This is a genomic window from Flavobacterium aquiphilum (assembly GCF_027111335.1).
Lineage (GTDB): Bacteria > Bacteroidota > Bacteroidia > Flavobacteriales > Flavobacteriaceae > Flavobacterium > Flavobacterium aquiphilum.
The window spans coordinates 4,451,792-4,466,347 of sequence record NZ_CP114288.1; the positions used below are offsets into that span (position 1 = coordinate 4,451,792).

At 35.6% G+C, this 14,556-nt stretch carries 12 protein-coding genes and 1 pseudogene; 8 read left to right on the plus strand and 5 right to left on the minus strand.

What is annotated here, in order from left to right; genetic code table 11:
- Nucleotide 1 precedes the first annotated feature (1 nt).
- From OZP12_RS17990 to OZP12_RS18005, 4 genes are all read left to right on the plus strand, one after another.
- On the plus strand, nt 2–946 hold the full coding sequence (locus OZP12_RS17990) for an NAD-dependent epimerase/dehydratase family protein (protein ID WP_281226469.1): 945 nt from the start codon (nt 2–4) through the stop codon (nt 944–946).
- Nucleotides 947–1,082: 136 nt separating this feature from the next.
- Nucleotides 1,083–1,796, plus strand: a complete 714-nt coding sequence (locus OZP12_RS17995; protein ID WP_281226470.1) for a glycosyltransferase family 2 protein — start codon at nt 1,083–1,085, stop codon at nt 1,794–1,796.
- A complete protein-coding gene (locus OZP12_RS18000) occupies nt 1,796–2,428 on the plus strand; it encodes a lipid-A-disaccharide synthase N-terminal domain-containing protein (RefSeq protein ID WP_281226471.1) in 633 nt (210 codons plus the stop codon). Before OZP12_RS17995 ends, OZP12_RS18000 begins: the two co-directional genes overlap by 1 nt.
- Nucleotides 2,409–4,043, plus strand: coding sequence for an ArnT family glycosyltransferase (locus OZP12_RS18005; protein ID WP_281226472.1), 1,635 nt, complete (start codon nt 2,409–2,411; stop codon nt 4,041–4,043). The genes OZP12_RS18000 and OZP12_RS18005 overlap by 20 nt, the downstream gene beginning before the upstream one ends.
- Before the next feature lie 162 nt (nt 4,044–4,205).
- Here the strand turns inward: OZP12_RS18005 and OZP12_RS18010 are convergent, their stop codons facing one another.
- Complete coding sequence (locus tag OZP12_RS18010) at nt 4,206–4,433, minus strand: DUF8828 family protein (RefSeq protein ID WP_268849271.1); 228 nt, start codon at nt 4,431–4,433, stop codon at nt 4,206–4,208.
- Between the two features lie 103 nt (nt 4,434–4,536).
- Nucleotides 4,537–5,919 carry an MATE family efflux transporter gene (locus OZP12_RS18015; RefSeq protein WP_281226473.1) on the minus strand — a complete coding sequence of 461 codons (1,383 nt, stop codon included), beginning with the start codon at nt 5,917–5,919 and terminating at the stop codon, nt 4,537–4,539.
- Between the two features lie 212 nt (nt 5,920–6,131).
- On the opposite strand from OZP12_RS18015, the gene OZP12_RS18020 reads away from it, so the two are divergent.
- The gene (locus OZP12_RS18020) at nt 6,132–6,674 is read left to right on the plus strand and encodes a hypothetical protein (RefSeq protein WP_281226474.1); all 543 of its coding nucleotides are present in this window, start codon (nt 6,132–6,134) and stop codon (nt 6,672–6,674) included.
- A gap of 222 nt (nt 6,675–6,896) precedes the next feature.
- Here OZP12_RS18020 and OZP12_RS18025 read toward each other — a convergent pair whose 3' ends face one another.
- Both OZP12_RS18025 and OZP12_RS18030 read right to left on the minus strand, forming a co-directional pair.
- Nucleotides 6,897–8,660, minus strand: a complete 1,764-nt coding sequence (locus OZP12_RS18025; protein WP_281226475.1) for a cytochrome-c peroxidase — start codon at nt 8,658–8,660, stop codon at nt 6,897–6,899.
- 75 nt (nt 8,661–8,735) lie between these two features.
- Entirely contained in the window at nt 8,736–10,190 is a 1,455-nt protein-coding gene (locus tag OZP12_RS18030) for a PhoX family protein (protein WP_281226476.1), read from the minus strand.
- 328 nt (nt 10,191–10,518) lie between these two features.
- On the opposite strand from OZP12_RS18030, the gene OZP12_RS18035 reads away from it, so the two are divergent.
- The 3 genes and pseudogenes from OZP12_RS18035 to OZP12_RS18045 form a co-directional block, all read left to right on the plus strand.
- Nucleotides 10,519–11,355: a DUF6929 family protein gene (locus tag OZP12_RS18035; protein ID WP_281226477.1), complete on the plus strand. Its 837-nt coding sequence runs from the start codon at nt 10,519–10,521 to the stop codon at nt 11,353–11,355.
- Nucleotides 11,356–11,366: 11 nt separating this feature from the next.
- On the plus strand, nt 11,367–11,957 hold the full coding sequence (locus OZP12_RS18040) for an LURP-one-related family protein (RefSeq protein WP_281226478.1): 591 nt from the start codon (nt 11,367–11,369) through the stop codon (nt 11,955–11,957).
- Nucleotides 11,958–12,059: 102 nt separating this feature from the next.
- Nucleotides 12,060–12,782 (plus strand): annotated as a pseudogene (locus tag OZP12_RS18045) (3-ketoacyl-ACP reductase); the annotation flags it as partial.
- A 130-nt stretch (nt 12,783–12,912) separates the two neighbouring features.
- On the opposite strand, the gene mtaB reads toward OZP12_RS18045, so the two are convergent.
- A complete protein-coding gene (gene mtaB, locus OZP12_RS18050; RefSeq protein WP_281229086.1) occupies nt 12,913–14,241 on the minus strand; it encodes a tRNA (N(6)-L-threonylcarbamoyladenosine(37)-C(2))-methylthiotransferase MtaB in 1,329 nt (442 codons plus the stop codon).
- Nucleotides 14,242–14,556: the final 315 nt, after the last annotated feature.

Consider the following 14,556-nt stretch of genomic DNA (forward strand, 5'->3'; position numbering starts at 1 on the left):
TATGAAAATATTAGTTACGGGTGCCGCTGGATATATTGCTTCGCATACTGCCGAACACCTGCAAACATTGGGACACGAAGTGGTAGGCCTGGATAACTTCTCAGATTATTACGATGTGTCATTGAAACAGCTTAATGCAAATGCCTTGTCTGCAAAAGGAATTGGAATCGAAAAAATTGATTTGCGTTTTGCCGAGCAGCTTCAATCATTGCCAACCGATTTTGACTATATTTTTCATTATGCGGCACAGCCAGGTATTTCAGCAACTTCCAGTTTTGAGGATTATTTGGACAACAATGTAATCGGAACCAAAAACTTATTGGATTTTGCCTTAAAAAATAAAAACTTAGCTCTTTTTGTAAATATTGCCACCTCATCGATTTATGGAATCCAAGCCACATTTGATGAAACCGAACCTCCAAAACCGGCTTCTTTTTATGGTGTGACCAAATTGGCCGCAGAGCAATTAGTTTTGGCAAGCAGCAGACTTGGGCAATTGAAAGCTTGCTCTTTGCGCTTGTATTCCGTTTATGGGCCTCGTGAAAGACCGGAGAAACTGTACACCAAATTGATTGCCAATGCTTTCAACAACATTCCGTTCCCATTGTACAAAGGCAGTGAAAGCCACTTAAGAAGTTTTACCTATGTTCAGGATATTGTTGACGGCGTAGTAAGTGTCATTGGAAAAGAAGATATCGTTAATAATGAAATCATCAATTTAGGAACTGAAGAAGAAAATACAACCCAACAGGGAATTGAAATCGTCGAGCAAATATTAAATAAAAAAATAGACCTGCAGATTGTCGAAGCTAGAACCGGCGACCAACTAAGAACCAAAGCCGTAATTGACAAAGCCCGAAAATTATTGGGATACAATCCTAAAACAAGTTTGTATGAGGGATTGAAAGCGCAAGTAAAATGGTATCAGGATAATTTTTTGCAATAAAAATATTCAAGTACATTTAAACTCATCGATTTTAACCATTTTAAGCAAAAAATTATTCGATCTTCAGTTTAATTCATTCTTAGAAATCAATCATTTTAACTAAAAATGAAATACTTTTGTCGAAACTTTCCCAAATATGAACTTTGAACTAACAATCATCATTCCTGTATATAACGAAGAGGATAATCTCGATCGTGTACATCAAGAAATGAAACAATTTTTATCCATTTCAAAAAAGAAGACAAAAATCCTGTTTGTCAATGATGGCTCGAAAGACAACAGTCAGGCGCTAATCGAAAAAATTTGCAAAGACACTGAAGAATTCACTTTTATTTCTTTCGGAAAAAATGCGGGTTTAAGTGCCGCAATCAAAGCAGGTTTCGATTATGCCGATACTCCTTGGGTGGGTTATATCGATGCCGATTTACAAACTTCACCCGAAGATTTTAACATTCTAATGGAATTTACAGGCGAATTTGATTTGGTTACCGGAGTTCGTTCCAACAGAAAAGATTCCTTCACCAAAAATATGTCTTCGACTATTGCCAACGGCATCCGAAGAGCTTTTACAAATGACGGTATGGATGACACTGGTTGTCCCTTAAAAATAATCCGTACTGATATGGCAAAAAAAATCCCAATGTTCAACGGATTGCATCGTTTTTTACCGGCCATGATTTTGTTACAAAACGGTAAAATCAAACAAACCCCAGTTAGACATTTTCCTAGAGTCGCGGGAGTATCAAAATTCAATCTTTGGAACCGATTATTGGGACCGTTACAGGATTGTTTTGCTTATTTGTGGATGAAGAAAAAATACATCAACTATAGCGTAGCAAAACAAGGGTAATGAATAATATCATCATTTATTCAATTGGGTTTATTGCCCAAATTTTGTTTTCGAGCAGAATGATTTTACAATGGATTATTTCTGAAAAAAACAAAAAAGTACTAACCCCAGTTCTATTTTGGGAGATCAGTTTATTTGCTTCTTTTTTATTGTTTGTTTATGGTTATTTCAGACATGATTTTTCCATCATGCTCGGTCAAACAATTACCTATTACATCTATATCAGAAACATTCAACTTCAGAATGACTGGAAGAAAATCCATGTGGCACTCCGATGGTTCATCCTTTTATTTCCTGCTTTCATCGTTTGGTATGGTTACAACAATAACATCTATGATTTAGACAATTTGTTACGAAATGAAGCAATTCCACAATGGCTGCTTTGGACAGGAATCACAGGACAGGTATTGTTCACATTACGTTTTGTTTACCAATGGATTTATTCCGAAAAGAAAAAAGATTCTGTTTTACCTATGGGCTTTTGGATTATTAGTTTGACAGGATCGCTTATCATATTTATTTATGCTATCATCCGAAAAGACCCGGTATTATTGGCTGGTCACGTCATCGGTTTAGTCGTTTACTCCAGAAACATAATAATTCTAAAAAAAGATGTCAAAATTAACGCATAATTATACTTTTTGGCTTTTAGTAATCGCCTGTTTGATGCTATTCCCTCATCTCGATGTTATTGAAACCAACATCATGGAATCCCGAAATTTCATCACTGCGAGAGAAATGGTAACCCACAATCATTGGATTTTGACCACCCTGAATGATTTGCCACGCTATGAAAAACCACCGTTGCCAACTTGGATAACTGCGGTTGCCGGAATTATTTTTGGATTTGACAGCTTTTACGGAATGCGGGTTACTGTTGTCTTAATCACATTATTGCTGGTATTTGGATTCTATCGACTTTCTGAAAAATTAGGTTTATCCAAAAAGCAAAGCTTCCACAACGGACTGATTTTAATTACCTCATTCTATATTTATTTCGCCGGAAGAGACAACCAATGGGATATGTACACCCATAGTTTCATGGTGATTTGTATATTGTTTTTATGGGATTTATTGAATGGTTCCAAAAAACCTCTTTTTAATGCCTTAATGGCGGGATTGTTTTTCGGTTTTTCATTTTTAAGCAAAGGTCCAATTTCGGTTTACGCATTATTATTGCCTTTTTTAATTGCTTATGGATTCACTTATAAGTTCCAGTTAAAAGACAAAAAATTCTACCTCTTTTTGGTTCTAGCTTTAGGCTTGATAATTGGTTTGTCATGGCCACTATATGTAAAATGGGCAGACCCAGGAACCTATCTGAAAGTGACCAAAATAGAAAGCAGCCGATGGGGAAATTACAATACCCGACCATTTTATTATTACTGGAGCTTTTTTACCCAAAGCGGTATTTGGACAGTTCCGGCTTTTGTGGCGTTAATCTACCCATATTTAAAAACCAGAGTCAGTAATTTAAAAGCCTATCAATTTACGTTACTCTGGACGTTGGCCTCTGTGGTCCTGCTTTCGATAGTTCCCGAAAAAAAATCAAGATACCTATTGCCGGTTTTAATTCCGATGGCTTTGAACACAGGTTTCTACATCGAATATCTGATAAACAATTTCAAAAATATTAGTCTAAAAAAGGAAAATGGCATTGTCAATTTCGCCTTTGGACTTGTCGGAATCATTTGTTTTGCAATTCCTGTCGGGATTTTTATCAAAACAAAAAATGATATCGCGGGATTTGAATTTTGGTTGATTGCCTTAACATTATCTTTATTTACAACTGGCTATTTCTTGTTTAAAAACCTTAGAAACAAAAACTTCGAAAAAGTATTCTATGCGGTAATTGCCGTTCAAGTTGCTGTAGTAGCTTTTGGCATACCATTTACGGAACTCATTTTAAAAAATCCGGATTACGCCAGCGCAAAAGGCTTGCAAAAAGAAGAGAAAACTTTCGGTGTCAAAACTTATGAATTAAATGCCTTTACACCTGAAATTGTTTGGGATTATGGAAAAAGTATACCTGTTTTATTAAATGAAAAAACCAACAAACTAAACTTACCCTCTGAAAGTAAATTTGGTTTATTGGCTTTGGAAACAGACAGTATTTCTTCAAAAAAAGAATTCCAAAATTATAATTTCAAACCTGTTTCACATATCGATTTGAATCATGTTCCAACAGATTCTAAAAAACACAACGATCGACTAACCCGAATTTATTATATCGTTACGAAGAAATAATTTATACCATTTGTACATATAAATAGTCCAAAGATGCGAAGTTATTTTTTTTCAAGACAACAATAAAAATCATTGCATAGCCTAAGCTACGGAATTATTTTTTGAGGAAGTATTGGAGAAAAAGAACGAGTAGATTGGACTATTTTATATGTGTAAACGGTATTACTCTTCGTAACGAGTTATTTCTCTATCGTAAAACTCATTTGCAAGAACTATAAGCCCTTCCATTTCGGCGTTCAATTCGGCTTCGTCAAGATCTTCCGCTTCTTCTAAAAACTCAACCTCATCGTCTTTCAGGTTGATGATAAATCTTGGGTAATCCAAGTGAATGATAAAAATATCATCTGGAAAATCAGTATTGTCCCCCAGTAAAAATTTTGGTAATTCCATGTTTGTTTGTTTAATCGTTACTATGTTGAATCGATTAACCGACTAAACGATTAACTGATTATTTTTCTCAAGCTTTATTTAATTGGACAAAAATACAATTGTTTTATTTTTCCGAATGCTCCAAAACCAATTTTCTTGTCAAACGTGCAAAACGAATGTACAAAAACAAAGCTGCCGCAGTCAATCCCGCCAAAAGACCGATCCAAACCCCGACCGCTTTCAAGTCGGTATATTTTCCCAAATAAAAAGAAATCGGAAAACCTACGATCCAATAAGCTACAAACGTAATATACATCGGGATTTTCACGTCCTGTAGGCCTCTTAGCGCCCCCAAGACAACCACTTGAACACCATCCGAAATTTGAAAAATAGCTGCAATAATCAATAACTTGGAAGTAATTAAAATAATTTCCTGATTATCCAAAACCTGAGCAGGATCGTTCATATTCAAGAACAAATGCGGTAAAAAGTTATGCAGTAAAAGAAAAACTAAAGCAAAAAAAGTTTCAACCATTACAGCCAATAAAAAGATGGAGCGAGCTACAATAATTAGGTTCTTATAATCTGCCAAACCTCTGGAATTACCCACTCGAATCATCGCCGTTACACTCAAACCCATTGCCACCATAAATGTTGACGAAGCTAGTATCAGCGCAATTTGATTCGCCGCCTGACTGTTTTTCCCTAATGTTCCAGAAAGCCAAATCGCTGCCGTAAACAAAGTCACTTCGAACAGCATTTGCATAGCCGAAGGAATACCCAACGCAACTATTTTTTTTACAATTGATTTCTTTATTTCCTTGAAAGTAAAATTTTTGAAATAAGCTTTCATAATGGCATTATGTTTCATCAGAAAATGCATGAAAACCACCATCATAATTCTGGAGATAACCGTTCCCAAAGCGGCTCCAACAACTCCTAATTTTGGAAAAATCCAAAATCCGTAAATTAATACGTAATTAAAAAACACGTGTACTACATTGGCCAAAATAATCGCATACATCGAATATTTAGTCAAAGACAATCCGTCTGCAAACTGTTTATACCCCTGGTATATCACTACCGGAATCAGTGAAAAAGCAACCCAATCAATATAGGGCGCTGCCAACACAACTACCTCTTGAGGCTGATCCATAAAATACATTAATTGCTTGGACAACATCGTTACCAAACATAACGACACCCCAAGAATAGTACATAACAACAAACCATGATGAAACGTTGTCCTGATTTTCTTTTGATTTTCCTCTGCATTCGCCTCGGCAGTCAAAGGAGTTATCGCTGTAGAAAAACCAATCCCAATTGACAAAGCCAAGAAGATAAAACTGTTCCCTAAAGAAACCGCAGCCAACTCTGTTGAACCTAAATTACCAACCATATAATTGTCCACAATACCAATCAAAGTATGCCCTAGCATTCCTAGAATTACGGGGTAAGCCAATTTAACATTGTAAGTAAACTCTTTTGTGTATTGAGAAAAATTCATTTTATAATAATTGAGTCGGCAAAGATAATTAGAACAAACTGATTCTATCACTATTATTTCAATTATGAAAAAACTATATGGTAGATCTTAAAGTTTTGTGAAAATCAAAATAATCCAATACTAATACTAAAAAAGCCGCCGTTATAACTGACTACTTACTCTTACAGATAGAGATCTTTAAATATTTTTTATTAACCCCAAATTTTAAAATTATGAAAGCTATTAAAAAAATTAAACTCGTTATGGCATTAGGAATCACTATATTTTTTGCTAATAACATAAAAGCACAAGAAGTGACAAATTACGACAAGGGCTTTCGCCTTGGATTCGGCTTGACAGGTGGATATACACTCAATGACCCGTATAAACTAGCCTTAGGCGCTGATGCCAGGTTGCAATATGACTTATCCAAAAGATATTCTTTTACACTAACAACAGGCTATAGTCGTCTTTTTGTAAGCAAAGCAGACGGAGATGATCTAGGATTTATTCCAGCAAAAGGAGGTTTTAAAGCTTTCATTTGGAATGATAAATTTTATTTAATGGGTGAAGCCGGAGCCGCTTTTGCAGCCGACGATCATTATCACAAAACGTCATTCCTTTTGGCTCCAAGTATCGGTTATGCCACAAAATACATTGATATTTCCATTCGATATGAGCAATATAATGATTTTGAACATTTGAATAACGACGGAAGCACAAGCAAAGGTGTTGGCCAAGTAGGCCTTCGTGTTGCCTATGGTTTTGATTTATAAAAAATAATATGACTATCCGTTAATAATACCAACCCGAAATTTTGTCGGTTTATTAAAAAACAAAAGTTTTTTCTCTTAAGAACCATTAATATTAAGTTTCATTAAGTCTAAAAACTTAATTTTCTTAATATCTTAATGGTGAAAAATATATTACTCTCTTTGGTTCGCTTAGCGGACAGTCATAAAAAATAAAAAAGTGTGCTATCGTTTAAGCACACTTTTTTAATATTGCTTTTCATCAGTCAAAGTCTTCATAAAAGCAATTAATTGTTTCTTTTCCAATGGACTTAAATTTAATTTATCGCCAGGCAAAGTTTGATTGGGTAAATTAAACCCCAAACCACTTCCTCCTCCGTTATTGTAAAAATCAACCACTTCTTCCAAACTTTTGAAAACACCATTGTGCATATAAGGAGCCGTTAAAGCAATATTTCGAATCGTTGGGGTTTTGAATGAATACCGATTCACATCTGCTTTCGTCAAATCAAATTTACCCAAATCCTTATCTATCTTTTTATCTTTTCCGGGAACACCCAAAACTTCACTTTCCGATCGGTCAAAATTTGGAGGAACAGTTCCATTGGTCAAAGGAATAAAATGACAAGTGGAGCATTTGGCTTTGCCTGCAAAAAGGTTAAAACCGGCAACTTCATCACGATTAAATTTTTCTTCACCCCTCATAAAACCGTCAAATTTGGAATCATAATTACTCAATGACCGAATGTAGGAAGCCAAAGCATTTTTGATTGTGAAAGCAGTTATTTCTTTTCCTGGAAATGCTTTCGCAAAATAGTCAGCATACTTTTTGTTTTTCTTTAAATCCAAAGCTGATTTTTCCAAAGAACCGTGCATTTCATTTTCATTTGTAATTACGGCAACTGCTTGGTCTTCGAGATAATTCACTCTCGAATCGTAAAAAAAGTTTCTTTGATAAGCAATATTGGAAAGTGTTGGAGTATTCCTTTTTAGCATTTTCTTTCCGTCCAATGTAGCAGCAGTTTCCAAACCATCGGTAAAAGCTTTGTCCGCATGATGACATGACGAACATGAGCGTATATTATTGCCCGACAAAATAGGATCGTTAAACAACAGTTGCCCCAATTCTATTTTCTCTTTTGTGGTTTTATAATCCGGGAATCCCGAAAAAGCTTCAGTGTCAAAAGCATTTTTGTCAAATAAAGTTTGAGTGGCAACTTTCAATCCACGGCTTTCCTTAAACAAAGGGATTTTTAGTGCTAACTGTGTTTTATAAATCGCTTTACTCAACGGATTCAGATAGTTTTTAATGAAATATGCCCGATCAAATTCATTGAACTTCGAATGCATATCCAAATAGGTTGCACCTTCTTTGATTATTTTTAAAGTCGAAGCATTCTGTTCACTTTCTCCATAAACAGCCAACTGTTTTCCGATAGTTTCCAATGAAATTTTGGCTTCGGGCAAAGAATTCAAGGCTATTGGAGAATCAAATCCTGTAATTCCCAAAGTAATGATTCTGAAAACTTCCAAACGCATCGCATCAAAAACAGCCGCATCGGTCAGTTCATTGGTTTTGGAAATCGATTCCAACCGAACCAAATTCGCATTCAAAATCCCAATCTCTTTCAGAAGCTCCTTTTTGGAATTGGTATCATAATTCGGAAAAATATATTCCTCAATCACCTGAAGCCCCGCAGGCGGAACCGTAATTCCGTCATCGTATTCGTATTCATCAATTGCAGGACCGTTTATTGCTTTGGAAACTGACGGAAAGTAATATTCACAAATAGACTCGACTCTTTTATAACTTTCGTGTGCTTTTAGAAATTGCTTTTGCAATTGTTTTTGGGGCGCTCCTTCTTCGACCAAATGTTGTAATTGGGTAACATCATCTTTTAAAACAAGCAAATCCGATTGATACAAATCATTAATTTGCTCCGCTTTGGGTTTAGAATCTGAGCAGGAAAACAGCAAAAAAGCAACAAAAAGGAAAACAATTTTCTTCATAAAAAGTATTTAATAATAAAAAAAGAAACCACGGTCACTAAAAGAAACCGTGGCACTCAGAAAAAAAAGCACAAATTATCTTGGCAATCCTTTGATTAACACAATTTGGCTAGCTTGGTTTTCATTTGGACGGCCACCTCCACCATCAACATTTTTATATTTATCTCCAGTCCAAGTATGAGGTTGAACGCTTAACATAAAAGTATCATCAACTCCTAATTGCTCAGATACGTCAATCAAAGCTCCATATTCCCAATCTCCAAATTTAGAAAGTCCACCAACATTATACTTTGCAGCATCAGCAGCTGTACGACGATGGTCTAATTCAACAACCGGCTTAAGTGTTTTTGCGGCGATATTGTATTGATAAATATAAGCATCGTGTGTTTCATCACCATATCCATTCGCATCTTCCTGAACGTAAACGTAGTTTTTAGTCACACAAATGTTATCAGGATTTTGAAATTTACCAGCAATTCCAGTACGGTCATCTCCGTCAAGCAACACTTGCAAATTACCTGTCAAAGGATTTGAAGCATCCAAATTCAATTTATAAACTCTTCCATATTTTGTTCTGGAAGCATCAGCATTTGTTCCTGTTGTATTTTGACCTGTAGCGTTAAAATAAATTTCGCGATCGGCATCTCCGCCACCTTTTCTGTAATCAAGATCCTCTACTCTACCAAATTTAACAGCCGACAAAGTATTTACCGCAGCATTAATTTGAGCACCAGTCAAAGTAGTATGGTTGTCGATTTTCACGAAAGTAACAGGATAATCTTTCCCGGTTACCATATCTTTCTCTCTTTGGTTACCATCGTTTCTTTTCATCATGTACAAAGTACCATTTGCAAGATCGCCAACGGTATTTGAAACATACATAAATACCTGACCTCCGTAAGTTCCTGAATCATCATCACCAATAACAACAACCGTTTTACCAGCATAGGCCGATTTTCTCAAAGGCAAAGCATTTTCGGCACTTAAACGTCCAAAACCTGGCAATTCCTTGGTTACACCAGCATTCCCTGCATCTCCATAAGGATTCACAGCATGCGTGCGAGACTCTTCTCCTGATTCACCACAAGTCAGGTAAATTGGACCAAAACCGTGTTCTGCAGGAGTAGCCATTGTAGCACCGCACAATCTCCAAGTTCCTCCTTTTGAATTCAATAAATATTCTCCTTTCACCGGTTTGAAAGTTTTATCTAATGTGATTCTCGAAACAGAGAAATTATCTTCTTGGTTCACTAAAAATGTAAAAGTTCCATCTTCATTTTTCAATAATCCTGAGCCATCCGCGGAACCTCCGAAAACATAATTTGGGCTCTCTGGCAGAACATCATCTGAACTGATAACTGAAAACAATTCCAATTTCTCGAAACCGGTTTGTTTTTTCAATAAAACAGGAGTTACTGATTGGTCTTTCAACAAAACTGTTGAATTCACCGGATTTCCTTCTGCATTTTTATCATCGTTACACGACACTAAAGATGCAACGGCAAGCATTGATAGAATAAGTTTTTTCATGTTGGTAGTTTTTGTTTTAAATTCAACGCAAAGAAACTTTTATATTTTTAACTAAAAATAAAATCAATATTAACAAAACTTCAATAAAAAGTATCCTACATAAACAAAACATCAATAAAACTTAGCTAACCCGCAAAAAACCTAAGAACACAAAATTTAAACTGATTCAAAATAAACTTTCAATTCCATTTTACCACAAAAAAGATTACTTTTGGGGGAGCTTTATCCTGCTATCCACTATATCTTTTATGGTCTCGTTTTGGAACGAAACCATAAAAGGATGCCGTTTCTATCAGGGCTAGGGCATTTATTTTCAATACAACTTTTCATGGAAAAATTCACTCTTGAACTGCTTTTTCATATTATCGGAATAGGTTCTGCCTCCGGACTCATCTTCAAGGACAACAATTTATTCATCATCGGCGACAACAGCGGATTTCTATACGAATACAACATCGAATCCAAAAACCTCCAACGCCATGAAATCATAGAAAACACCACCGATAACATTGCAAAAATTGACAAACCCGATTTTGAAGCCATCACTCAACATGATGACACACTCTATGTTTTTGGTTCGGGATCGACTGAAAAAAGGAATAAAATGATCGAAATCAACACAGTCGCAAAAGAAATAAGAACCAACGATCTCACAGATTTGTATTCGGTTATGCAAAGTTTTGGCGAAATAAAACCCGAAGATTTCAATATAGAAGGTGCTGTTTATACTGGGGAAGAATGGTATTTACTCAATCGCGGCAACGGAAAATCGGCCAAAAATATACTCTTTACAATTCAAGGAAAAAACCTGACTAACGAATTCAAGATACTTTCCAACAATTACAAATTACCAAAAATAAAGGGAGTACGGAGCAGTTTCACCGATGCTGTTATACTCGATGACAAGATTTATTTCCTCGCTACTGCCGAAGACACTGATTCTACTTATAATGATGGCGAAATCTTGGGAAGCTTTATCGGATGCATCGACAAGAAAACAATGAAAATCACTTTTACAGAAAAAATCAGTGATACTCACAAGTTTGAAGGCTTGACTGTTTACAAAAAATCAGCAGAAGCAATTGAATTCTTACTTTGCGAGGATAATGACACTGCAGAATTAAAATCGAATATCTACAAATTAAAATTATCAACACATTATTAAATTATAAAAAAATGAATCCAATTTTAAACAAAAATCTTTTTCTAATTAAGGAGCATGTTGGGATGTTCAAAGCCGCCAATAATTATGACATTTATGACCCCGAAAACAACCAATTAATTCTGAATTGCAGAGAGAATAATCTCGGTTTTTTTACAAAAATAATCCGATTTACAAAATACAAAACTATGACCCCTTTTAATGTAGAGGTAAGTACAACCTCCGGCGAAAAAGTTTTGAGTGTAAGGCGTGGGGTAACATTTTTCCGTTCGGATGTTGAAGTTTACAACGGAAAAGAACAATTAATTGGTTTTTTTAAACAGAAACTTTGGTCTTTAGGAGGTAAATTTGAAGTAGTGGACAAAAACCTAAAACCAGTTTGTTTACTACAAGGAGAATGGACAGGATGGGATTTTAAATTCACGAAAGACACTACCGAATTGGCACAAGTGAGCAAAAAATGGGCAGGAATAGGCAAAGAATTTTTTACAAGCGCTGATAATTATGTACTTCAAATTAAAGAAACCGTAACAGAAAACAATACCGATAGACAACTAATTATGGCTGCGGTTATGTGTATTGACATGGTATTGAAAGAGAAATAAAGACCATTGCAGCCTAGTTTGAAACCAATCTATTAAAGAATTACTTTGAATTGGGTATCTTTATTTTATTAACAACGTCCGTATTTTTCGGAATTAGCAAATAAAAAAATGAACGACTTAAAAAATAAAAATGCTCTTATTACGGGTGCTGGAAAAGGAATTGGAAAAGCCATAGCCCTTGCATTAGCCAAAGAAGGTGTAAATGTAATTTTATTGGCACGAACACAAGATGAAATCGACAATGTGGCTGCAAAAGCACGCTCATTAAGAGTAAAAGCTCTAGCAATAACAGCCGATGTAGCCGATATCAACTCGGTAAATATGGCCGTAGAAAAAGCCTTAACCGAATTCAAAACAATTGACATTTTAATCAATAACGCCGGAATTGCAGCTTTCGGTAAATTCATGGAATTGGAACCAACCGCTTGGGAACGTATCATTCAGGTGAACCTAATGGGAACGTATTATGTGACACGAGCCGTTTTGCCAAATATGATTGAAAGACAAACAGGTGACATTATCAATATTTCTTCAACAGCCGGATTAAATGGAAATGCGTTAACTAGCGCTTACAGTGCCTCCAAATTTGCTGTTTTGGGACTAACGGATTCTTTGATGCAGGAAGTTCGCAAACACAATATTCGTGTGACGGCCTTAACTCCAAGTACTGTTGCAACCGATATGGCAAAAGAGCTAAACCTTACCGATGGTAATCCAGAAAAAGTAATGCAATCTGAAGATATCGCCGAATTAATCATTGCCCAACTAAAATTAAACCGACGCGTATTTATCAAGAACAGCAATGTTTGGTCAACTAATCCTTAAAAAAACAAAACCATTAAGAGATTAAGTTTTATTAAGATTTTCCCTTAATTTCCTTAATCTCTTAATGGTTTAAAAAACATTTTAATTTTTTAATTGTTCCTGACTGAACTATGAATTTGCTCTTCGCGTTTTAAACCCCAACATTTAAAAATTCCATTCTTACACTTCCGTCTTCATCAATTTTTGTCAAATTGATTTCGTGCAAAGTGTTTACCAATTCTGGATTCCAAGGTGTTTTTACTTTTACATAATTCTCAGTAAATCCGTGAATATAACCCTCTTTATTTTCACCTTCAAAAAGAACGGTTCTTGTAGTTCCCAACTGACTTTCGTAAAAAGCACGACGTTTTTTAACCGACAAACCTCTTAGCATTTTGCTTCTTTTTGCTCGAACATTATTTGGAACAACAGCTCCCATTTCGACAGCTTCGGTATTGTCGCGTTCCGAATAAGTGAAAACATGTAAATACGAAATGTTCAATTCGTTTAAGAAATGATAGGTTTCAAGGAAATGTTCATCTGTTTCACCAGGAAAACCAACAATCACATCGACACCAATGCAAGCATCAGGCATCACTTCCCGAATCTTATTCACTCGTTCTGTATATACTTCACGTAAATAACGGCGCTTCATTAATTTCAAAATGTCATTACTTCCCGACTGCAATGGAATATGGAAATGCGGCACAAAAGTTCTGCTTTTTGAAACAAAATCTATGATTTCGTTTTTCAATAAATTAGGTTCAATAGACGAAATACGCAATCTTTCAATTCTCTCAACTTCATCTAAGGCCTGAACCAATTCTAAGAAAGTATGTTCGTGTTTTTTATTTCCAAACTCCCCTTTTCCATAATCCCCAATATTAACTCCAGTCAAAACGATTTCTTTAATGTTTTGCTTCGAAATTTCGTAAGCGTTTTTCAACACATTTTCCAATGCGTCGCTTCTGGAAATTCCACGGGCAAGCGGAATCGTACAATAGGTACATTTATAATCGCAGCCATCCTGCACTTTCAAGAAAGCACGGGTTCTGTCCCCAATCGAATAACTGCCAACATAAAAATCGGCTTCAGCTATCTCGCATGAATGCACTTCGCCAAAATCATTCTTCGATAAATCATTGATATAGTCGCTGAGTTTGAATTTCTCGGTGGCTCCAAGAACGAGATCCACTCCGTCAACATTGACCAATTCTTCAGGTTTCAATTGCGCATAACAACCAACAGCAGCAACAAATGCTTTGTCGTTCAGTTTCATCGCCTTGCGAACTACTTGTTTGAATTGTTTATCGGCATTCTCTGTAACCGAGCAGGTATTGATTACATACATATCGGCGACTTCCTCAAAATCGACACGATCAAATCCTTCATCTTCCAAATTGCGGGCAATGGTCGATGTTTCTGAAAAATTCAGTTTACACCCAAGCGTGTAAAAGGCAACTTTTTTTCTTTCCATAATTACCTTAAATTAATGAAATCGTTGTCAAAAAATTTAAGTGCGCAAATTTACAAACAAAAATCTACACTGTAAAATTGATATTAATTTATATGAAGACAAAGACTTAATTTATTTTGACATGAAGATTTTTTTAACGATTTAAACCATATAAAATTGTTTACGGTTTATGGCAAATTCAAAAAAAATAAAATGATGGCAAAAAAGCCCAATCATTCTCTTTAGCCCCGATCGCAGTGAAAATCCTTGTAAACTGGGGTTCAGTTTACAAGATTGCAACGGAGAGCGGGAACAATGCTTCCTAAAAAAGCCAAATGT